This window comes from Moorena producens PAL-8-15-08-1, from assembly GCF_001767235.1.
Lineage (GTDB): Bacteria > Cyanobacteriota > Cyanobacteriia > Cyanobacteriales > Coleofasciculaceae > Moorena > Moorena producens_A.
The window spans coordinates 2599857-2622809 of record NZ_CP017599.1; the positions used below are offsets into that span (position 1 = coordinate 2599857).

16 protein-coding genes and 1 pseudogene are annotated in these 22953 nt (G+C 42.7%); 10 read left to right on the plus strand and 7 right to left on the minus strand.

Going from position 1 to position 22953, the window contains the following annotated elements:
* Positions 1–165: 165 nt before the first annotated feature.
* Entirely contained in the window at positions 166–1116 is a 951-nt protein-coding gene (locus BJP34_RS09845; protein WP_324611044.1) for a tetratricopeptide repeat protein, read from the minus strand.
* A gap of 436 nt (positions 1117–1552) precedes the next feature.
* Between BJP34_RS09845 and BJP34_RS09850 the strand changes: the two genes are divergently transcribed.
* Positions 1553–3622, plus strand: coding sequence for an elongation factor G (locus BJP34_RS09850; RefSeq protein ID WP_070392194.1), 2070 nt, complete (start codon positions 1553–1555; stop codon positions 3620–3622).
* A gap of 78 nt (positions 3623–3700) precedes the next feature.
* Here BJP34_RS09850 and BJP34_RS09855 read toward each other — a convergent pair whose 3' ends face one another.
* Entirely contained in the window at positions 3701–3844 is a 144-nt protein-coding gene (locus tag BJP34_RS09855) for a plasmid mobilization protein (RefSeq protein ID WP_070392195.1), read from the minus strand.
* Between the two features lie 67 nt (positions 3845–3911).
* On the opposite strand from BJP34_RS09855, the gene BJP34_RS09860 reads away from it, so the two are divergent.
* Positions 3912–5126 carry an RNA-guided endonuclease InsQ/TnpB family protein gene (locus BJP34_RS09860; RefSeq protein ID WP_070392196.1) on the plus strand — a complete coding sequence of 405 codons (1215 nt, stop codon included), beginning with the start codon at positions 3912–3914 and terminating at the stop codon, positions 5124–5126.
* Positions 5127–5278: 152 nt separating this feature from the next.
* Here BJP34_RS09860 and BJP34_RS09865 read toward each other — a convergent pair whose 3' ends face one another.
* The gene (locus BJP34_RS09865; protein ID WP_070396589.1) at positions 5279–5491 is read right to left on the minus strand and encodes a hypothetical protein; all 213 of its coding nucleotides are present in this window, start codon (positions 5489–5491) and stop codon (positions 5279–5281) included.
* A 739-nt stretch (positions 5492–6230) separates the two neighbouring features.
* On the opposite strand from BJP34_RS09865, the gene BJP34_RS39200 reads away from it, so the two are divergent.
* Together BJP34_RS39200 and BJP34_RS09875 are read left to right on the plus strand one after the other, a co-directional pair.
* Positions 6231–6980, plus strand: coding sequence for a PEP-CTERM sorting domain-containing protein (locus tag BJP34_RS39200; protein ID WP_070392197.1), 750 nt, complete (start codon positions 6231–6233; stop codon positions 6978–6980).
* A gap of 711 nt (positions 6981–7691) precedes the next feature.
* On the plus strand, positions 7692–9176 hold the full coding sequence (locus BJP34_RS09875) for an AAA-like domain-containing protein (RefSeq protein WP_070392198.1): 1485 nt from the start codon (positions 7692–7694) through the stop codon (positions 9174–9176).
* A 338-nt stretch (positions 9177–9514) separates the two neighbouring features.
* Here BJP34_RS09875 and BJP34_RS42845 read toward each other — a convergent pair whose 3' ends face one another.
* Positions 9515–9673, minus strand: a complete 159-nt coding sequence (locus BJP34_RS42845; protein ID WP_158517109.1) for a hypothetical protein — start codon at positions 9671–9673, stop codon at positions 9515–9517.
* A gap of 80 nt (positions 9674–9753) precedes the next feature.
* On the opposite strand from BJP34_RS42845, the gene feoB reads away from it, so the two are divergent.
* Both feoB and BJP34_RS09885 read left to right on the plus strand, forming a co-directional pair.
* On the plus strand, positions 9754–11607 hold the full coding sequence (gene feoB, locus BJP34_RS09880) for a ferrous iron transport protein B (RefSeq protein WP_070392199.1): 1854 nt from the start codon (positions 9754–9756) through the stop codon (positions 11605–11607).
* A gap of 351 nt (positions 11608–11958) precedes the next feature.
* Positions 11959–12297 carry a P-II family nitrogen regulator gene (locus tag BJP34_RS09885; protein WP_070392200.1) on the plus strand — a complete coding sequence of 113 codons (339 nt, stop codon included), beginning with the start codon at positions 11959–11961 and terminating at the stop codon, positions 12295–12297.
* Between the two features lie 457 nt (positions 12298–12754).
* On the opposite strand, the gene BJP34_RS09890 is transcribed toward BJP34_RS09885, so the two are convergent.
* Positions 12755–13210, minus strand: a complete 456-nt coding sequence (locus BJP34_RS09890; protein WP_070392201.1) for a DUF3531 family protein — start codon at positions 13208–13210, stop codon at positions 12755–12757.
* Between the two features lie 398 nt (positions 13211–13608).
* On the minus strand, positions 13609–14622 hold the full coding sequence (locus BJP34_RS09895) for a hypothetical protein (RefSeq protein WP_070392202.1): 1014 nt from the start codon (positions 14620–14622) through the stop codon (positions 13609–13611).
* Positions 14623–15203: 581 nt separating this feature from the next.
* On the opposite strand from BJP34_RS09895, the gene BJP34_RS09900 reads away from it, so the two are divergent.
* Entirely contained in the window at positions 15204–16232 is a 1029-nt protein-coding gene (locus tag BJP34_RS09900) for a helix-turn-helix domain-containing protein (RefSeq protein WP_229424313.1), read from the plus strand.
* Between the two features lie 269 nt (positions 16233–16501).
* Here the strand turns inward: BJP34_RS09900 and BJP34_RS39205 are convergent, their stop codons facing one another.
* A complete protein-coding gene (locus tag BJP34_RS39205) occupies positions 16502–16933 on the minus strand; it encodes a hypothetical protein (protein ID WP_149030884.1) in 432 nt (143 codons plus the stop codon).
* A gap of 984 nt (positions 16934–17917) precedes the next feature.
* Between BJP34_RS39205 and BJP34_RS09915 the strand changes: the two genes are divergently transcribed.
* The 3 genes and pseudogenes from BJP34_RS09915 (at position 17918) to BJP34_RS36470 (ending at position 22899) form a co-directional block, all read left to right on the plus strand.
* Positions 17918–19654 carry an arylsulfatase gene (locus BJP34_RS09915; protein ID WP_070392205.1) on the plus strand — a complete coding sequence of 579 codons (1737 nt, stop codon included), beginning with the start codon at positions 17918–17920 and terminating at the stop codon, positions 19652–19654.
* Between the two features lie 1052 nt (positions 19655–20706).
* Entirely contained in the window at positions 20707–21687 is a 981-nt protein-coding gene (locus BJP34_RS09920; protein ID WP_070392206.1) for an HAD family hydrolase, read from the plus strand.
* 372 nt (positions 21688–22059) lie between these two features.
* Positions 22060–22899: pseudogene (locus BJP34_RS36470) on the plus strand (IS5 family transposase).
* Positions 22900–22953: the final 54 nt, after the last annotated feature.

Consider the following 22953-nt stretch of genomic DNA (forward strand, 5'->3'; position numbering starts at 1 on the left):
AAATCCTAATTGAAACGCAATAAAAATCAGCAGGAGGATGGGTGGATTCTTCCTCATCTTCCCCATCTCCATAAATCATCTCTCTACAGGTGCAACGCTCCCGATTTATCTGTTTTATCTGTGGGGAGTCGTCAAAGCTAACAAGTGCTGATGGTACACACCCCACTAAAAACGAGAATTACGGGCTTGCTCCATCAATTGCTCAGCCCTACGTCCCCACTGGGGATTACCTTGGCTATTGTAAAGGTCTCTAGCATACTGCAAGACTTGCAGAGCATCACTAAATCGGTTTTGGCGCAGAAATACTACACCAGCAGCATAATAGGCATTAGCGTAATTCGAGTTAGCTACCGCTGCTTGCTGGAAGGCTGCCAGAGCACCATCCAAATCTCTCTGAGTAAATAAAATTCCCCCGATATTGTAGTGGGCTTCGGGGTATTTAGGATTGATTTTGATCGCTTGCTCAAACGCCTTTTTTGCTTCCTCTAGCTTGCCCTGTTGCTTATAAATCAGTCCCAAATGATATGCCGGTTCGGGAGCATTACGGCTAAATTGCATTGCTTGTTTAAATGATGCGATCGCTTGTTGGGGTGTTCGCAACTGGGACATAACTAGACCCATGTTATAGTGAGCAACACCGAGTAATGGGTCAAGTTCCAGAGATCTTTCTAGATATTCCCGTGCCTGAGACAAATTCTTTCCTTCCAACAGGGCAGCCCCTAAATTAGCAAAGGCTAGAGCAAATTCTGGATCGGTCTGGGTTGCCCGATAAAAGGCATCGGCTGACGCCTGCAATTTACCAACCTGCCGCAATGCTAGACCCAAGTTGTAGTGTGCTGGTGCTAGCTTGGGATTCAGTTGGGCTGCCTTTTCGAACGCCACGATCGCTTCAAGTACCTTACTCTGTTGAATTAATGCCAGTCCTTGATTAAGTTGCTCAAGGGCTGCGGGTTGAGTTGGTTTGAGTGCTGGTAGATACTGAGACTGAGCGATTAGTCTAGTACTGTAACCGTAACGGCGAGTCAGGGGATGATGTCTACTCAGTCTCCCTGGTGAATCATTCAGATTATCTGGGTTAACCCCTAGGGCGTGGGAAACTAGTGGCTGCGTGAGCACCAACAGCGAACTCACTCCTAGGCAGAAATAGCCTCTGGCAGTGACTTTTCTGTTAACAAAGATTAAGTTGAGTGGGAACAAATTTCGCTTAAGATTTTTGAAACATTTTTTTTTATAGTTGTTACGTGTATTCATATTTTTTGAAAATTAGTGACCTAGAGTTATCTTACTTAACAGTTTTAGTAGTTTACATTACAAGACATTGCAAGTTCGATCTAGATCAGACCAAATTAAGCTAATCTCACAACCAGATAACGTTGATCCCATCTCAACAAAACTTATGCATAAACCGTAGTCAGGAGATAAGTAGGTAGAATGATTAGGTAAGAGAAGCGTTGACATGGCATGTTTTAACAAACTCACCTCCCTACCCGATCATCCCCTTAATGCTCCGCTTCAATGCATAAGTCCAATTGAAATAATTTGGGGGTAAATTATGAACGGCAAAGTGTGTAAAGCCACCCGTAATGTGGCTATTGTTGGTCCGTATCTCAGTGGGAAAACCACTCTACTCGAAAGTTTGTTGTCCGTTACTGGTACGATTTCTCGCAAAGGCACAGTAAAGGAAGGCAACACCGTCGGTGATAGTGCCACCGAGGCCAGGCAACGCCAAATGAGTGTGGAGGTAACTGCCGCCAGCTCCGAGTATCAAGATATCTGCTTCAATTTTATAGACTGTCCTGGTTCCATTGAATTTGCTCAAGAAACCTACAACGCCTTAGTTGGTGTGGATGCGGCTGTCGTGGTTTGTGAACCAGTAAGCGATCGCGTCCTGACCTTAGCACCCTTATTGAAATTTCTCGACGACTGGGAAATCCCCCACTTAGTCTTTATTAACAAAATGGATCGGTTTGAGTTGACCGATGATGCTAATGGTAACTCCTTACGGTCCGTCTTTGATGCCCTCAATTCAGTTTCCACTCGCCCCTTAGTACTGCACCAATACCCCATTGGTAAGGGAGAACACCTCACCGGTTTTATTGATTTAGTCACCGAGCAAGCCTATCTTTACCATCCTGATGCCCCAGCTGATCCGATCCCACTGCCAGAGTCATTGAAAGAGGCAGAACAGCAAGCACGCACAGAATTACTAGAAACCTTAGCAGATTTTGACGACCACCTCCTCGAAGAACTACTAGAAGAAATTGAGCCACCCCAAGAAGAAATTGTCCAAGACCTGAAGATGGAATTGGGGGCCGACTTGATTGTACCGGTATTTATGGGTGTTGCTCAGCAAGATTATGGTGTTCGCCCCTTGATCGATGCCCTACTGCGAGAAGCACCAACCCCAGAAAGCACCGCTGAGCGTCGGGACATTGCTGGTGATGAATCAACCACGGTGGCACAGGTACTCAAAACCTATTACACTCCCCAAGGTGGAAAACTCTCCCTAGTGCGAGTCTGGCAAGGTAAACTAACCGATGGCATGGTCTTTAATGGTGTCCGCGCCGGAGGCTTATACCGTATGTTTGGTCACCACACTCAGTCAGTTTCCCAAGTATCTGCTGGTGACATCGTTGCCCTGGGACGCTTAGAGGGTATTAAAACTGGTGACACCCTGACCACTGATACGGGTAATCCAGAGATGAAATTACCAATAGCTGAGGCAAGCAAACCAGTCTATGCCTTAGCCATTACTCCTCAGAAGCGCAAAGATGAGGTTAAGTTGAGTGGTGCCTTAACCAAGCTGCTGGAAGAAGACCCATCTCTGGTGTGGGAACAACATGGAGACACTCACGAAATCATCCTATGGGGACAGGGAGATATTCATCTTCAGGTTGCTCTAGACCGGATGAGCCGCAAATACAACTTACCGATGACCACTCACTTACCCCGAGTGCCTTACAAAGAAAGTATCCGCAAATCCACTACCTCTCATGGGCGCTACAAGCACCAAAGTGGTGGTCATGGGCAATATGGTGATGTCTACCTTGATATCCAACCCTTGTCTCGGGGTGAAGGGTTTAACTTTTCGGAAAGCATTGTCGGTGGGGTGGTGCCAAAGCAATATATCCCTGGTGTGGAGATTGGAGTAAAAGAGTACTTGTCCCACGGACCGTTAGGCTTCCCAGTGGTAGATGTGGCTGTTACTCTCACCAATGGCTCTTACCACTCCGTAGATAGTTCGGAACAGGCATTTAAACAAGCAGCACGGCTAGCTATGACCGGTGGCATGCCCAATTGTGAGCCAATGTTACTTGAGCCAATTATGTCTGTTGGGGTCTATGCACCTCAGGAATTCACCTCTAAGGTGCTGCAATTGATCACCGGTCATCGGGGTCAAATCCTGGGCTATCAGACCTGTTCTGATTGGACAGGATGGGATTGTGTTTCTGGCTATATCCCCCAGGCAGAAATGCAGAACTTGATCATGGAATTGCGATCGCTTACTCTAGGGATCGGTTTCTTTAATTGGACCTATGACCATCTCCAGGAAGTGCCAGGTAAGCTAGCTGATCGGGTGCTGGCAACCACTGGCAATGGTAATGGTAATGGTAAGAGCTAGGTGAATCCTGTTAGGGGTTAGCTGGCCGGTAAAAGAAGCCCCACGTCTCAATCCGCAAGGATGAGCGTGGGATGAATTTTACACAGAGTCTTTGGGATCAGGGAAGCGAGCTATTAAGCTTCTAAGTACCTCTGACTGGTTCATTCCCCTCTTCTCTGCCTCTTGTTCTAGCTTATTCTTCTCGTATTCGGTTAACCGTATCGTCATTTTTATAGTTTTCATTTTGACTTGCCATTTGACTAGCTGTACACTATACTAATAGTAGGTCGAAAAAAAGGATTCAGCAACAATGAGAGCAGCATACCAATACCGACTGAGGCTAACCAAAGCCCAAGAATATGAAATAGAGAAATGGCTAGATCTGCTCCGCTGCCAATACAATTATTTGCTTGCAGACAGATTTAACTGGTATGAGCAAAATCGCTGCTCTATTGACTCCTGTCCTTTGATTTGTTACTTACCAGACCTAAGGAACAATCCTGATTACTTTTCCCAAAAGAAAACTCTTCCTCAACTAAAGAAGGATAGACCCTGGTACAAGGTAGTTCAATCTCAAGTACTCCAGGATTGCGTGAAAAGAGTTGACCTTGCTTTCAAGAGGTTTATTAAAGGAGACAGTAATGGAAAAAAGAGTGGAAGACCTCGATTTAAAGGTAAAAATAGATATAATTCATTTACTTTTCCTTCTCTATATAAAAATCCAATAAATGGAAATATTTTGACTCTTCCAAAATTTGGAAAGGTCAGGATGATTTATCATCGACCTATTCCAGAAGGGTTCAAAATTAAGACAGCGACCATAACTCGAAAGGCTGACGGATACTATGTTACGCTGTCAATCCAAGATGATACCGTCCCGGATGTCATCCCAGTAGACAGCGTTAAAAATCCCATCGGGATAGATATGGGTCTCAAGTCTTTCCTGATCAAGTCTGATGGTTCGGAGGTACCAATTCCTCAATACTATCGAAAGGCTCAAAAGCGACTAAAGAAGATCCAGAAAGCTGTCAGTAGATCAAAAAAGGGTAGTAATAATAGAAATAAAGTTGTAAAGCGATTAGGTAAAGCTCATAAAAAAGTAGCTGACACTAGAAGAGATTTTAATTTTAAGACCTCGAAAGAACTATTAGATAACTACGATCTAATTGCTCATGAAAAATTAAATATTAAAGGTTTGGCCAGAACTAAATTGGCTAAATCTGTACTGGACGCTGGATGGGCTCAATTTCTGTCTATATTGTCAAACAAAGCCGAAAATGCTGGTTTGGTCACAATAGCAGTAAATCCCCGAAATACTAGCCAAAACTGTTCCAATTGTGGAACGAAAGTCCCCAAAAAATTAAAAAACCGCATCCATTCTTGTCCTTCCTGTGGTTACACCGAAGATCGTGATGTGAATGCGGCAAAAAATATATTGAAGTTGGCGGTAGGGCATTCCGTCAGGAGTAAAGCTTTCCGAGTATCCGAACCAATAGGTGGAGTTGGAAAGAAGCCCACACTGTAATCTTCGATTCAGTGTGGGAGTATGTCACGTGTTAGGAGTTAGGTATTAGGTGTTGGGTTAATGGTTAATAGTTAATGGTTAATGGTTAATGGTTCTATTACTTAAAGCCTAAACCGATCATGCCTAATGCCTAAACCGATCATTCCTAATCCCTAGGGAGAGGCTACCCGCTGGAGTTTTTCAATAATAAAGGGAACTATCAAAATCAGTAGTTTGATTGGCCAAGGAACAAAAAATAGGCTGACAAACAGACAGAGTAAGGCTGTTATAGCTGCAGCCACTTTGACGATTTCCTCAGTAGTCTTAACGCAAAGGTATATGGCTACTGAGGCGATCATTAAAGTCATCGATAAGGGTATAAGCATAATTATTACCTCAACTTTTTCCGCCATAATTACCTAACCTAGCATCAGGGTTATGGAAAACATAGCAGTTGAGTCAGGTCGCCCCGTCTAGGCAACAGGGGGGTGCTGACCATCCAACACTGCCAATTAGCAGAACTTGATCCCAGATTATTCTCCTAGAGACTACACGATCGAGAATGGGATTTTCGGATACTTACCTAAATTCTCCAACCTTGGCCTTGGTTTGATTCACCTCAAGATGCACCTCAAGTAGCGGCTCCTAGGTGCCATCCCATGGTGCTACAGCAGCAAACCCTGGCAACGATGAAGCCAATCCCTTGTCGAGTCGGAGTAGAGCGATTGGCCGTAGGCCACGCGGGGCGCGTTCGCTTCATCTTGCTATTAAAGCTATCAAGCTATCAAGCTTAATCTCAGGACAATTGAAGCGTGCCATTTAGTTTAGCTTGGCTTTAAGGAATATTATACAAAACCTACACATAAATTATACCTTTAGCTAACGCGATAACAAACTTTAATCTTCTTTATTAATTCGCCAACTCGTTAATTAAAAAGTTGGTAATTCATTGAGCTTTACCCAATTTAAGCAACTTAAGAAGTTATACGAACTTTTAGATATTTTTTTTTTTGATATGGATTTGCATACTGAAAATAAGCAATCCAGTTCAATGTGGCCAAACAATCCCCGTTACGACTAGCCTCTCTTACCCCTTAGCCTGATAAAAATACTGCTAAAAATATAATGACTAAAAAATTACTCACTAAATTAACAGTTGCTACCACCAGCCTAACCTTAGTCACCTTAGGAACTACCAGCAGCGCACAAGCAACAAGCTTAACTGAACTGATTGAATTTTCCAGTAATGGTTCAGGAAGTACGGGTACAGCTGTTTGGAATAGCCGTGCTGGTGATAGCTATTGGGACTTGTTCGTTACCAGCGATGGTGAAGACGGTGAATTCATTAATGACCCAAGTACTCCCAACATCGACTTTGAACTAACAGAAGGTATCCATACATTTACAATTTATGGTGATGGGAGAAGCTCTCTTGCTAAGATTAGTCATTACGGTTTGAATTTGTTTTTTAATGGAGAAACCTCCAATCCAGGGATTTCAGTCTTTGGAGAATTAGCCAAGTCCACTGACTCTGATCCAACCTTTTCAGCCAATAGTAGTGGTTCAACTCGGGGACTGGATGGAAGTATTGTACCAGGCTCAGGAACTCTGTCCTTTATTGATGGTTTAACAACCGTGACACTCACTGACTATATCTATCAAGCACCAAATGTTCAACAGAAAGACCGTGTCAGTCCGTATGGTATAGGTCCAAATAATTACTTGGATATGGTGGGACAATTTACATTAAACGTAGAAACTAGAAATCTAGACAGTACATCTGTCCCTGAACCCGTTTCAGTGCTAGGTCTGCTGACAGTGGGTGCATTCGGTGCTGGTGCAACCCTCAAGCGCAAAAAGAAACAGCAAGCCTAAGCTTGCCTTCTCAAGAACAGGACTTACGCACAGAATCCATGGGTAGGGTGGGCAAGGTTTTGCCCACCCTACAGGTAGCGTTAAATTGAGGTATTTGCGTAAGTCCTAAAGAAATTACCAATCTCAACAAATTATTAAACTATAGCAGTTCTCAATTAGGTATTGAGAACTGCTATATAGTTTACAGAATCTATACCTAAGCCATACCTTCTGCAAACGCGATCGCAAACTTTCGTAAGCCTTACTAAAAATGTAGGCTAACGGAATTTGATATAACACACCGAACTCTTGACTAGCTCCTACTGAATCGAGACATTAATAATTTTGAATAACGAAGTAGGCGAAGCGAAAGAACGAAGCAATTAGGATTTCAGCAAAAGGGCTATCATCTTTGTAAGCATTCAGCTATCAGCCGTCAGCCGTCAGCTAATCAACGGTCGGTAGTAAACAAGCTTACGGGCTGGTACGCCTGGTTGAAAATCCCTGCTCGTTTTACTCATCCGACCCCGTGCAGTTCTCGGGCCTGCTAGCACCTCAAGTAGCGTGGGCGTAGCCCATAAGCTGATAGCTGATAGCTGACGGCTGAATGCTTACTCATCTTTTGGTTTGCTTCTACCCATAATTTTGATTACTGACCCGGTATTCTAGCAGTTTTCTATGGTTATATCACACTCAGGTTAGCAGCCAAGAATCATCTAGGGTGCAAAGTAAATGGCCATTTTTAACTCACAATATCTGATCGATATTCAGGAAGGATTAGGATTTGCGGAACAATTAGTGTTTTCCAACACAGGGCAATATCTGAGTGATATTCAAAGAGCAGTTTTGCAAAAATCCTGGCAAGGGCAACGCAAAACCTATGACCAAATCGCTCAAGAGTTAGGCTATTCAGCAAGTTATATCAAGCAGACCGTTGCCCCTAAATTATGGAAACTGTTCTCAGAGGCACTAGGGGAAAAAGTTAGTAAAACCAACTTTCGTAGTGTACTCGAAAGACGACAGGTCAATCAAGAATCGAGTCATACTCAGGAGCTGCTTGGGGTATTGAGACAGGGACTAGAGCCTTACTACAAAGGGAAGGTGCAATCTACAGCTAAGCAACAGATCTCAAATGTTCCTTATGGGAACCATCCCCAATCCCAAATTCTCAATCCTCAATCCCAGCAGTTGGAATTACCAAAAGGAAGAGTTCCTTTAGCTTCCCGATTTTATGTCGAGCGAGTCCCCTATGAATTTAGGTCTTACGAAGAGATTGTTAAACCAGGAGCTTTTATTCATATTAAAGCACCCAGACAGATGGGGAAAACATCCCTGATGGTCAGGATTCTGGCTCATGCAGAAACTCAGGGTTACCAAACTGTGCGTTTGAACCTTCAACGAGTGGATGTTGAAATTCTCACCAACCTAGATAAATTTTTGCGTTGGTTAGCCTACAATGTCACCCGCAAGCTGAACCTAAAACCTATGCTGGATGATTATTGGCATCAAGACCTCGGTAGTAAAGTCAGCTGCACCACCTATTTCCAAGACTATCTGCTCGAACAAATAGACAGTCCTATTGTTTTGGCATTAGATGAAGTCAATGAGATTTTCAAGTATCCCAAAATTGCTCAAGACTTTCTACCCCTGCTACGCTCTTGGTATGAGGAAGCCAAAGATAGCAAGATCTGGCAAAAACTTCGGCTAGTGCTGGTTAACTCCACAGAAGTTTATCTACCCCTAACTATGCATCAATCCCCTTTTACCGTAGGATTGCCGATTCAGTTGTCTTCATTTAGTTGGGAGCAGGTTCAGGATTTAGCCCAACGTCATGAACTGGATCTCTCCATGGGAGATTTAGCCCAGCTGATGTGGTTAGTAGCTGGTCATCCCTATTTGCTGCGTCTAGCGTTATATTATCTAGCGCGACAGGATTTTACCCCAGAAGAACTAGTGCAAAGGGCGACTTCAGATCAGGGAATTTACAGCGAACACTTACAGCGACACTGGTGGACTCTACAACAACATCCTGATTTAGCCGTAGCCTTTGAAGCAGTGGTTAGGGCAAAAGTTCCAGTAGCCTTGGAACAGGTACAGGCATTTAAGCTCTACAGTATGGGGCTGGTGAATTGGTCAGACAATCACGTGATGGTTAGCTGCAATTTGTATCAGCGATACTTTAGAGATCGCTTTCACAGCTATAGCGCTACTTCCTGAGAATAGGCAAGAGGCAAGAGGCAAGAGGCAAGAGGCGATAGAAAAGCCAAGTTTTACAAAGCTTTTAGCAATTTATCCCTAACCATTATTTGTATAGCGTTTCTAGTACTCATGAGGTAAAAACTAGTGTGTACCTCTTCCCTCTTCTCTCTTCTCCCTACTCCCTGCTCCGAAGTCCCTGCTCCGAAGTCCCTGCTCCCTAAAAACCATAAATTTGTACCTCACAAGTCGTAGAATTGCTATAAATACCCAAGGGCGTATTGCTATAGTAATCGTAAATATTGCTATCTAGCATTTCTAATAGAAAAAATAATTACCGTTTTTTTCATTACCCAAAATTATTCTATGTCTTGATGCAGTCGCTCATGGGGTAAACCCGCTTTGGCCGACTGCATCGCTACTTTATTAACTCTTGCCTCTTGCCCGCCCCCCTTACTAAGGGGGGTTAGGGGGGATTCCTCTTGCCTTTCCAAAGCGGGAGTATGTTCACAATTCAAATACAAATGCTATATAATCGTTACTGTTCAAGGCCTTTCAATAGCCTGCAGAGTTTAAACAAATATCTGCCAGTAAGATTATGACCTCTTGCCACAATACCAGCACCGCCGTCATTGAAGACTCGAAAGGGGTTAAGCGAGTTGCGTTGCTAGGAATGCCCAACACCGGCAAATCAACCTTCTTTAACCGGATCACAGGTACCACTGCTCACGTTGGCAATTGGCCCGGAATTACGGTAGATCTACTACAAGCTAATGTGCAACTCAATGGCGAACCTACGGAATTCGTAGATTTACCAGGAATTTATGACCTCAACGGATTTTCTGATGATGAGAAAATTGTTCAAACCTTCTTAGAAAATTTTCCTGTTGATCTAGTTATTATTGTTATCAATGCTTCCCAAATTGACCGTCAAATTCGCTTGGCGTTGCAGGTAAAAGCCCTAGGTTTACCGGCAGTGTTGATGCTGAATATGGCTGATGAAGCTAAGCAATATGGAGTTAAAATAAACACAGAAACATTATCCGATAATTTGGATATGCCTGTGTTCCTCATTAGTGCCAAGTATGGAGATGGCTATATGAGGGCATACCTAGAAATTTCTAAAACTTTAAACGCACAAGAAGAATCGATTAATAGAGATAATCTAATAGATAATCTAAAAACTCGTTTATCTGACCATAGCTCTATCTCCAGTCAAGAGATAGATTCAGTGCTCAATGGTGCGGTAGAAATGCCTTCTGAGATGGCAGTTAATTTAACCGCCAGGATTGATAAGTTACTGCTGCATCCGATATTGGGATTACCTTTGTTCTTTTTAGGAATGTTCCTGGTATTTTGGGTGGTTTGGACTGTGGGACTCCCCTCTCAAGACCTGATGGATACTATGACTGGCTGGATTCAAGGTGCCATGATTGAACCTGTCATCCAACCCTTACCCACAGTGGTTCAAGACTTTTTGATTAATGGGATTTGGAACGGTTTAGCTACCGTTGCTTCCTTTGTACCATTAATTGTGCTGTTCTTTATCTTAATGGCAATTCTAGAAGATAGTGGCTACCTATCCCGTTCTGCCTATTTAATGGATATCTTTATGGAACGGTTGGGGTTAGATGGTCGCAGTTTTGTGATGCAAATGATGGGATTTGGCTGTAATGTTCCCGCATTAATGGGAACTAGAGTTATGCGATCGCAAGCCTTGCGACTGCTAACTATGCTAGTGATTCCTTTTGCTTTGTGTTCTGCAAGACTCCAGGTATTTGTCTTTATCATTGCTGCTGTATTTCCCCATGGTAACGGGGCTTTAGTATTATTTTCCCTGTACCTACTTAGTTTTGTCGCCGCCATTGTCACTGCTGCTCTTTTCCAAGGAGTGTTTAAAAACGAGGAACCCTTTATTATAGAATTACCGCCTTACCGAATTCCGACTATCAAACAAGTCTTACTAAGAGGGTGGGGAGAAGTCAAAGAATTTTTGCAACGAGCATCTGGGTTTATTACCTTTGGCTGTGTTGCCGTTTGGTTCATCACGAATTTACCGCCAGGAGCGACAGGATTGGATACCATTGGCGGGCAAATTGGACAATTTTTAAGTCCGGTCATGAATCCCATTGGTATTAATCCCCATTTAACCCTAGCCCTAATTTTTGGTTTCATTGCTAAAGAAATTGTCATTGGCTCTTTAGCGGTAATTTATGGACTTAACTCCGTTGCTGTTAGTCAGCAGATAACTGATACAGTAACCTTTATCCAAGGATATAGTTTTTGTATCTTTTGCTTAATCTACACTCCCTGTTTAACTACCATTGTTACCCTATTTAATGAGGCAAAATCCTGGAAATTTACCTTATTTTCCTTAGTGTTTTCCTTAGGGTTGGCTTGGGTAGCTAGCTTGATATTTTACCAGGGAGCTTTAGCACTGGGATTTCAGTGAAGAGATAGCAGTTATCAATTGGGTGAGGTACAAATTATTGGGTTAATGGGAGTAGGGAGTAGGGAGTAGGGAGTAGGGAGTAGGGATTGGGGAGTGGGAAAAAATCCTGTCTACCTCATTAGTTTGATAATTAATATAAAAGTTAAACGTGAAAAGTTAAATGAAAAAAGTTAAACGAGTAAATGGGGATTCTCCCTTATCCTCCATGAGCAATACAGTCAAGAACATCGAAATGAACCAATGACCAATCACAAATGTATTATTTATTACATAAAAATTTATTTTTCGTGGTATACATGTCATGCTAGTGTTAGTCAATTGGAGTGGAAGCCCCAGTAAGGGGCTGGGAAAATGCAAAAAATCCAGGCAATCATCCGAGCCTATAAGCTCGAAGAGGTCAAAATAGCTTTAGTCAATGCTGGTATCGTTGGCATGACCGTGTCTGAAGTTCGGGGATTTGGACGGCAGAGAGGTCAAACTGAACAGTATCGCGGTACAAAGTACAGGGTAGACTTTCTTCCTAAGGTCAAGCTAGAAGTCGTTGTTGAAAATGGCTTAGTTGACATGGCAGTAGAAAAAATTATCACTGCTGCTCAGACCGGTAAAATCGGCGACGGTAAAATTTTCATCAGTCCCATTGAGCAAGTTATCCGGATTAGGACTGGGGAAAGGAATCTAGAGGCTGTTTAATGTCTAAGTGGTAATGGGTAATGTAAGCATTCAGCTATCAGCCATCAGCTATCAGCTATCAGCTATCAGCTATCAGCTATCAGCTATCAGCTATCAGCTATCAGCCTATGCGCTACGCGCAATCGGCTTTTCCCCAGACTTTCAATTTTATTCTAAGCTGACCGCTAAACGCTGACTGCTGAACGCGCACGCGTGCGCGTAGCGCATATGCTTAGAGGTTGTCTGAGAAGTCTCATTTGCTACATCCAAGCCCCCGTTGGTCCCCATCTGTAAAAAAGCGAAGCATCCGCTAATTCCCCCCAGAATTGGGGGGTTAGGGGGGCGGGGGACTTTTAGAATAAAATTGACTCTTTTTCCCCCCAAAGTTGGGGGGCTAGGGGGGCAAAATCCAGTATAAAAAAACTTGGGAGATATCCTCTTACAATCCAGCCACGATTGGCTAAGTTATTAGTAGGAATTAGTTTAAATTAGACTCATAAAACAGTGATGTGCTCCTATCATGCACTGGCCAATCGTCGTTTTCACCACCTATAATTAATTTTTGTATCTCCACATATTCTTTGGCAAGTTGCCGGAAAGAATTAATTAAAATATCAAGAGCGATCGCATCACTAGTTCCTAAATCAAACCAGCAGCGCCCCCAAGTGCCTTCATACTCAAACTCGCCCTGATTATGCATCAAGGCCATTAAACTGTTTTCTGTTACTCTATCATCATATTCCATGTAGCTGATTTCTAAGCCAACCTCTTGCACCGGCAGGTTTTCGGCATCAAATCCTCCCAATTTACCTAATAAAAACCAGGAATTGAATAATTCTTCCACATATTCCTTTTCGCGATAGGAGGGAACAGTGCTAAATTCTATCCAAATCCACAAATCAAATGGGTTAAACTCACGAAATATAATTTGCATATCGTTAGGGAACAGGGAACAGGGAATCGGGAATCGGGAATCGGGAATCGGGAATCGGGAATCGGTTTCAAGCAATTATGTTAACAAAAACTAAGTTTTACTTATCACCATCAATCCCGACTATCCGATAGTAAACTTTTGATTAATCATGAATTTTTACCAGAAACTATCTTATCACAATTTTCAACTAGTTGTGAAAAATATAGTTATGAAAAATCACCAATGGAGAGAGGCGGTGCGACAAGGCGCGAGGTTTTAACGCCTACGGAAAACGCACCATTACGGTCTTGGAGAACCAGTTGCTGATCAGACTCCCCATCTCCCTATCTCCCTATCTCCCTATCTCCCTATCTCCCCATCTCCCCATCTCCCCATCTCCTGGTCTTCCTGTGATTCCCTCAAACAGTATAACTAATTGTTGCTAGTACTACCCAATCGAGATCGTGAGTTTCTCCTAAGGCATAGTGAACTGTACACCATTCCCCAGACAGATTGAAGTTAAGATGATAAGTTTTGGTATTCAGCACTTGAGTGGCAAAGAGGTTTCTCAAATCTAACTCGAACTTGCATTCTATTTGGATTTCCTCTAATCCTTCTCTTTGTTCTGACAATTCTTCTTGAACTTCTTGGTATTGTTCTGTTGATAATTCTCCTTCTTCTTCTAACTTTACTAGTTCTTGTTCTAGCTGTGCTATTGCTTCTTGATACTCTTCTATCTCGGTTCCGTAATCATCTCGAACTCTAATAAATTCATTGATTTCGCTAATCTCTAAAAATCCCGTAGTATCCAATAATTTTTGCATAACTTGGTGGCGACTAGTGGTGATAACTACCTCGAAACCTCCAAAACTTAATTCTTCCTCTGCTTGGGCTTGATGAGTAATTTGATTAGTGATAGATTGGATTTGCTCAACCAGTGCAGCGGTTTTGTCTTGGACAGATTCTAGATCCGGAATCATAAATTGTGGTGATGAGTTGCACCGCCAAGTTTGTTTGATACCTAATCCAATCCACTCTCCTGGTGTTGATGAACCAATTAGCATGGGAATTCCTAAGGAGCCAAAGACACTTTGTTGAAGGGGAAATCCCTCTTCCAAGTCTTCTGGTAGTGTAGGAAGGCGATAGCCATAGATAGTTAACTCTGACAAATTAGCTTGCAGCAGTGCGATTAGATTTTGGTAATGGTCACTCACAGGTTGAGATTGGGTGGCGCGAATCTGACTGAGAAACTCTTCCGGAGTAAAGGGCATAAGACCGGTGTTATCCACTAGAAAGCGCTCCACGGAAAAGGGACCTTTATCCTCCACTTCCCAAGGGATAACTATATAAGGAGCGTCACCAACTAGGCTGTAGAATTCATCTTTGGTTAATTCTTGAAGGGTAGTAACAATTTGCTCAGTTTTGGATTTCATAATTAAAAATTGTTAACGTAGGGTATTAGTAAGCGTTCAGCAGTCAGCTATCAGCAGTTAGCTATAGTCTTTTTAGTTGAGATGTGAAACTAGAATTGATGGTCAAAGGGAATAGGGAGCAGGGAATAGGGAATAGGGAATAGGGAATAGGGAACAGGCAAACAATCATTGTGTCTACTTCATTAATATGAAAACCGCTGTCTGATCAATCAGCATTTGGTTTCATGAGATAATTTAAAATTATGTAAGCATTCAGCCGTCAGCCGTCAGCCGTGAGCTTTTAGCTCACGCTACGCGAACAGCATTTAGCATTTAGCTGACGTAACAAAGATTAAACGAATGCTTACTTGTTTTATTTAAAAGCTGAGAGCTGATAGCTGAGAGCTGAGAGCTGAGAGCTGATAGCTGATGGCTTACAAATTATATATTAGCAAAGGCTTGATATAATTTATCATACTTATGAGGTAGATTTAATTTTATTACTCCCTACTCCCTACTCCCTACTCCCTAAAATTCTAAGGCCGAGGTACCTCCTTATCGATAACTACCACGAAATATAATCTATTTTATCTGAAGCAGTCATGAGTTTTAAGGCAGCAAATTCTTCTGGTCAAGATTTGAACGAATCTACCGCAGGACGTTCCAAGATTATTTCCTGTCGTTTTACGGATGTGGAACAGTTTACTGAGTTCTTGATCTATAGCCAAATGGAAATAATGCAGCTTTCTTCTGGTTCGTTCCAGAGTGAGTTTTTTGCTACCCAGATTGGTGATTTATATTTCACACGTATTAGCGCCAATCAATCCCTTCAAGCAATAGGTCCGAAACAGCAGGGATATTTTACTTTTTCGTTGGTTTGGGCGGCCAAAGGAGGCAATTTTTATGGCCATGGTCAGCCCCTGTGTCCTCAAACTGATTTGTATGGTTTTGATCGGCAACGAGGATCGGGCTTCGTGACTCCTCAAGTGGGAATGATTGTAGACATATTCATCCCGGTGGGAATCTTTGAAGCTTGTGCAAATGACTTGCAGCGCTATGATTTGGATGATCGCTTCCTCGCCAAAAATCATGTGAGTATATTGCCCGATCGGATCGCGGAGATCAAGGACTATCTACGGGAACTATTTTGGTTGGCGCAACATCAACCTGACTGGTTGAACCAGCCCCATATCCCAGAGCTGGTTGCAAATGATCTGGTTCCGTTGGTGATTCAAGCCATTCCCATTCAAGGCAGTTCCAGCCCCACCCTCAAACCCTCTCGGCGCAGAAAGTTGATAGCCCAAGCGGAGCAAGAAATAGTAGCCCACTTGGAAAAACCCCTGACCCTCAAGGAGCTAGCCAAACGATTGGGGTCTAGCAGTTCAGCGTTGTCCTATGGGTTTAAGGAGTTATTTGGCATGAGTCCCATGCGCTATCTCAAGGTGCGACGGCTCAATGCGGTGCGCAGGTGCCTGAAGGCTCGTGATCCAGACAGTTGCAGCGTAGAAGCCCTAGCTAACCAATTTGGCTTCTGGAATGCAGGGCATTTTGCTAGAGATTACAAAGTCCTGTTTGGGGAATTGCCTTCACAAACGTTGCAGAGGAAAGCAGAAGTAACACAAGAAGATTAAAAAACAAATATACCTGATTTTGAGACGATTGATGACGATGCTTAACAAAACGAATCATAGATAAAACTAATTATTTTCCCGTCAAAGAGTATTTTAGTCTTATGGTTCGTAAAGTTGGAATTTTTGAGTGTTCAGGGCAAGGGTTTATGTTTAAGCTTAAATAGGGAGCAAGTTAAAGAAAGTTGCACAGTTAAAGTTGCACAACTATGTACTATGTACTATCACAGGTACTATCACAGCAAAGTAAAACCGATGAGGGGGGTATAGCTTTAGTACAAATGTTCTATATCAGTGACATCGGACGGGTGCAGAAAAATTGTAAAACTAAAGTTGAAACTACCATAAAGACGGGAGCAGTTATGAAATATTTGAGAGTTAATGACTCTAAGGGAAGTGGCGTTGCTAATGTCTTCGCGCTGAATAGGAGTAGAGTGGGCATCCTGCCCGCCCGACAATATATATATTGACACTGGCAAGATGCCAGTTCCACCAAGATGCCAGTTCCACAGCAAGATGCCGCATCCTGCCCGCACGACAATATATATATTGAAACTGGCAAGATGCCAGTTCCACAGCAAGATGCCGCATCCTGCCCGCACGACAATATATATATTGAAACTGGCAAGATGCCAGTTCCACAGCAAGATGCCCATTTCACCAAGATGCCCATTCCACAGCAAGAGGAGTAAAATACTACCCAACTAAATCGGATTTGATATTACTATTGTTACCAGGATCGGCCTAAGAAAATTATCCTAGATGCTTTACTATATTATGCGAATTTCGGGATATTAAAGCCCTTTCAAGGCAACCCTTTGGAACTATCCTATCTCTGGTTATTGCCGGGCGTTGATTTGCAGTTTTTATCAGGTTTTATCAATACGTTTTAACTGTATTTAGAAGAAGATAGTGCCGGTTGCGATGAAGCTTCGCTTCATCGCAAAAAAGCGTCCGCTTTTTTGTAAGCATATGCGTGACAAAGGCTTTGGCCTTTGGCCACGCTGTGCGAACGACGCTGTTTTGGCCTAGCTTGGCCTATGGCCAATGGCTGATACTTGAATGCTTACTTTAAATTTATCATAATAGCATAATAATTACCGAATATACCAAATTTTTAAGAAATTTTATACTTTTTACTTGGTAAACCACTAGCTTATCAAACTTCGACCCAAACCCCCAATTTATTAACATTTCTTAACGAAGTGTTATAGGCCACGCATTATAGTCGTTTAAGTACCGAATAGGGTAAATTTTTAAGAAATTTTATAGTTATTTATGCTTAAAACATCATCTTATCATACTTACACCAAAAGCATCGTTTTTATTAACATTAATTAACGGTTTTTTCCTAGTTCAAGGATTATACTAGATTTCTTGATTCTTGGGATATTAGTTTTACTTATATATATTTTTTTTAAAATATAAAAATCAAATATAATCTCTATATTTTTACCTCATTTGCGCAAATACCTGGGTAAAATAAGTCCTTGCCCACTCTGGATTTAAGCTGATTTAAACATATAAAATATGGTCATTGTTCAAGGTATTTTTCATCACATTCCATCAAAAAAAAAATTTTGTGATGCAAAAAGTGTGAGATACTAACAAGCGGGTGCAGAAAACTTGCAAGACTCAAGTTAAAACTACGATACAAATCTAGGATACAAATACAAACGGGAGCCTTAATGAAATACTTCAGAGCTAATCGCTCCAAGGGCAGTCAGGACACTGCCCAGATTGGGAAGCGATTATTCAATGGGGTGATGGCGATCCTACTAACGATCACCTTCACTCTAGTTGGTTTCCTCCCAGTGACTAACCAGGGGATAGCACTTGCCAACACACAAGGCACGCCCAACATCCTGGTGATTATGGGAGATGACATTGGTTGGACGAATGTCAGTGCTTATGAAAAGGGCATCGTGGGTTACGACACCCCCAACATCGACCGCATTGCCAACGAAGGGATGCTGTTTACGGACTACTACGCCGAGCAAAGCTGTACTGCTGGTCGGGCATCCTTTATTACTGGACAAAGTGGCCTGCGTACGGGCTTGTTGAAAGTCGGTTTCCCAGGAGCCCCCTTCGGTATCCAGGATGAAGACCCCACCTTGGCAGAAATGCTGAAGCCCTTGGGTTATACATCCGGACAGTTTGGCAAAAACCACCTGGGGGATCAGAACCAGTTTCTGCCCACAGTCCATGGCTTTGACGAATTCTTTGGCAACCTCTATCACTTAAATGCAGAAGAAGAGCCGGATAATGTGGACTATCCCGGCGGACGAGATAGCGACTATGCCAAGTATTTTGGTCCTCGCGGGGTTCTTGATTGCGAAGCAACGCCTGGTGAAGACCACGACGAACCAATTATGGATTCAGAGCTTTCTGAAGATGAAAAGTATTTAGAACGCTTTGGCAAGTTGGGCTATCAGGAATGTCGTGATACCGGACCGCTCGACGTTGAACGGATGAAGACTGTCGATGAGGAATTCCTGAAGCGGACGAAGAAGTTCATCAAGAAAGCAGTGAAAAAGGACAAGCCCTTTTTTGCTTGGTTTAACTCGACCCGGATGCATTACTATACCCACATCAAGGATGAAGTTGTAGGTATTAGCGGTCAGGGCTTCTATAACGATGGCATGGTGGAACACGATGGCCATGTTGGGGAATTGCTCGACTTCCTGAAAAATCAGGGCATTGAAGACAATACGATTGTCATCTATACAACTGACAACGGTCCCCATTACAATCAATGGCCCGATGGCGCTCTGACACCATTCCGGGGTGAGAAGAACACTAACTGGGAAGGCGGCTACCGCGTTCCAGCACTAGTACGCTGGCCTGGTCACATCCCTGCAGGAACAGTGTCTCATGAGATTTTCTCTCATTTGGATTGGGTGCCAACCCTGATGGCAGCTGCTGGCATGGATGACCTCAAAGAAAACCTAAAGCAACCCTGTCCGTACGATGAATCCACCAATCTCTGCGGTACCCATCTGGATGGATATAATCAGTTGCCCTATTTGAGCGATCCCGATAGCCAAAAAGGACAGCGTCAGGGCTTCATCTACTTCAATGATGAGGGTCAGCTGCCAGGGGTTCGCGTTGGGGATTGGAAAGTGGTCTTTTCAGAACAACGGGCTCACTATTTTGATGTCTGGCGGGAGCCGTTTGTGAAACTGCGGGTTCCGAAGCTGTTTAACTTGCGTCGGGATCCCTACGAACGGGCGGATACCGATTCCAATAACTACAATGAGTGGTGGTCTCGCCGGAATTACTTGCTGTTGCCAGCAAGTACTCTGGTTCAGCAGTTCCTGGACACCTTTGACGAGTATCCTCCCAGTCAACCTCCCTTTGGTTTACATCCTGACGAAATCATTGACGACATTGTTGATCAGATTAAAGCGGTTTCTGTTGACTAAAGGGTAAAAGGGCTATCCTTGTGGATTTTAGCCCCTTGTCGGGTGAGTGAAGCGGTCTCAAACTCTGAGAGTTTCGTTGATTCTTCCTCCAAAAGCGAAACCTAACAACCAAACTTTCTAATGTTGGGTTTCGCGTAAGCATATGCGCTACGCGCACGCTACTTGAGGTGCCGTCAGCCGTCAGCCGTCAGCCGTCAGCTTTTCGCTCACGCTGCGCGAACAGCTTATTTTATTCAAAAGTATAGTAGCGTGCCCATAACGGATAAGCACCTCAAGTAGCGTGGCACAGGCTTTGGCCTTGGCCTTTAGGCCACGCTACGCGAATGGCCACGCTGTGCGAACGACGCTGTGACCTAACACATTAGCTGATACGCGACACGCTGATAGCTGATAGCTTAGAGCTGATTTGTAAAGGAAATCTTAAGAAGTCTGAAAGCCTTGCTATGATTGTCTGTTGGGTATTAAATAGTTCAATTGTTCTATTTTAGCGCAAGCCTTATCCTACAAGGATTACAGCGAGTTTACGAATCAGCTATAACCAAGATCGAATCAAGCGTGGGGCCTAGTCAATTCGTTCGTAAAGTTTTATGAAATTTTTGAATAAAGGTTGACAGACTAATCGTTTTTGATATCTAATCGTTTTTGAGATGATTTTTGAGTGTCACTGTTAGAAAACTGCTGGAGTTAGCAGAAAAATATAACAACTGAAATTCATCGAATTTAGCTCAGGGGGTGACATGCAAGCTAAAATCATTACTGGGCAATAAGTTAAGCTCATTAGTTATAAAAAGATACATGCTGTTTCGGGCTGACGTTGGACATAGTTATAAAGATTTGAGCTTCCAAAAAATCAAAGGAAGGTCAATTTGGGAGTTTATATTTCCTGAGATAATTTGCCTCAAAGCCTTATTTAGTAAGCTTTTCATGGCTCATGTCACCCCCTCAGATGGAGTAGTTCAATAGGAGGATATTTTAAAGACTATTGTTGAAGATAAAACCTCCTATTTCTCTTAACAACAATTCGACCTACTTTCAAGGTGTGTAAATCAATCATGAACTTTCCCAACATCAACCAAAAAACTATCTCATTTTTTCTTTCAGTGCTGTTATCAATTTTTTGTTTAGGAGGTACTTTAGGCTGTCTACCTGCCTATGCAGCATTAGATTCTTGGAAACCTGGTACTGGTAGCCTAGACAAGATCATTGATTTTGTGAACCAAGTTAACGCCGAAGATCGCATTGCTGTCTTTGATAATGACGGAACCTTGTGGGCTGAAAAACCTATATATTTCCCAATTCAGTTTGAACTCCAAAAGAAGCTGCAAGGTGATAATTTTGTTGGCTACACAACAGATGAATATATAGAGGAGGCTAAGGATTTTGTCTATAACCAAAATCATAAAGATTTTCATGTTCCCTATGTAGACCTTGTCTATGAACCGGTAATTGAATTAGTTAATTACCTTAAAAATAACGAATTCAAAGTCTATATTTCTTCTGGAGGTGATATTGATTTTGTCCGTTCTTTTTCTGATGATGTTTATGGTATTCCCCCTGAACAAGTGATTGGTACCGCCGTCAAAACAAGCTTCGATAAAGAATTTGGAGGAAACGTAAAACGTGATACGGATTTTTTACAGGGAATAAAACAGGAAAAACACGAGGATCTAGCTCACTATAACGATCAAGAGGGTAAACCAGTAGGAATTCAAAATCATATTGGGAAACGACCTATTATTGCTGTAGGTAACTCTAGTGGTGATTTTGAAATGTTTCAATACACTGATACTGGGGTTGGTAATTCTTTAATCGTACTCATTAATCATGATGATTGTGAGGAGGAATATGAATACAATAATGTCCCATATGAAACTAAGGTCAATCATGATGGCGATGTTGTTGCTCGTAACGAATCCCTCGACGCAGCCCAAACTCGTGACAATTGGATCGTGGTTAGTATGAAAGAGGATTTCGACCATATTTTTTCCCAACCTTTCTACCGATCAAGACCATATCAACGAGGATGTAACTAAAATTTAATTAGTAGGGTGTGCAATGCTCACCTTAGCAAAAATATGGCGTTGCTGAATATCAGAATGGTTAACCCTTTTGATATTCAGCAATGCCTTCACCTTTGCCTCTTGCTTCTTGTCTTTTCTGGCAATTCGTCTGTTTACAACCTAGATAAAAACCCTAGATATTATTCAGCTATATAAAAAAACCATAGTCAATCACAGCAAGGGATGTAAAGGATTAAAGCTTTGGTAACTAGTGAGTAAAACTAGCTTGAGAAATCAATTTATGTATGTATTATTTAAGAGCTGATTTATAAAGTAAATCTAAATAGAGGAAGTACATAGCAATAGTGCCGATATCATACGTTGATGTTGCCTACATCTCACACCATGACTATAAAAGCCTATAAAAGTGATATCACAGATGCACAGTGGCAGCTCATTGAAGCCTTAATTCCACCAGCCAAAACTGGAGGACGTCCTCGTACTGTCAATGTACGTGAAGTTGTCAATGGTATTTTTGCCCGTTCTACGCACTGGATGTTCTTGGGAGATGCTCCCTCATGACTTACCTCCCTACTCAACAGTGTACTTTTACTTTCGTCGTTGGCAGAAAACTGGAGTGTGGCAGATGATGAATCATTACCTGCGGGATTCATGTCGTCAACAAGTGAATAGAAACCCTCAACAAGCGTGCAGCAATTGCTGATAGCCAGTCGGTGTCTTGATGCAGTCGCTCATGGGGGAAACCCCCAAGACCGCGCTGCATCGCTAAAAACGACGGAAAAAAGGGGGAAGTGTATGGCTTCGATGGAGGTAAGTTAGTCAAGGGACGTAAGCGTCATATCATTGTAGATACCCATCGATTGCTGTTAAGTGTGGTAGTCACAGCAAGCCAACGGTCAAGATCGAGTCGGAGCTGGGGCAGCATTGATGGAAGAAAGTTTTGACTGTTCTAGTTTGCAATTAATTTGGGTTGACCTACGGCTTTGTGGCCAACGCGCAAGCTGGTGTTGTAGGCAACCTTTGCGGTGCTGAGGAAGAGGAACGTTAAGCGTACGGAATCTGAATTTAAGGTTAACCCGCGACGCTGGGTAGTAGAACGTACCTTTGGTTGGTTAGGACGCGCTTCGTCGTCTGAGCAAAGATTATGAACTCCTGCCTGAAGTCAGTGAGGCCATGATTTATGGCGCTATGGTACGACTTATGCTCAGCCGTCTCACCTCTTAATATCCACTTTATAAATCAGCTCTTACGGTTTCACTTCTATCAACAACATAGTTA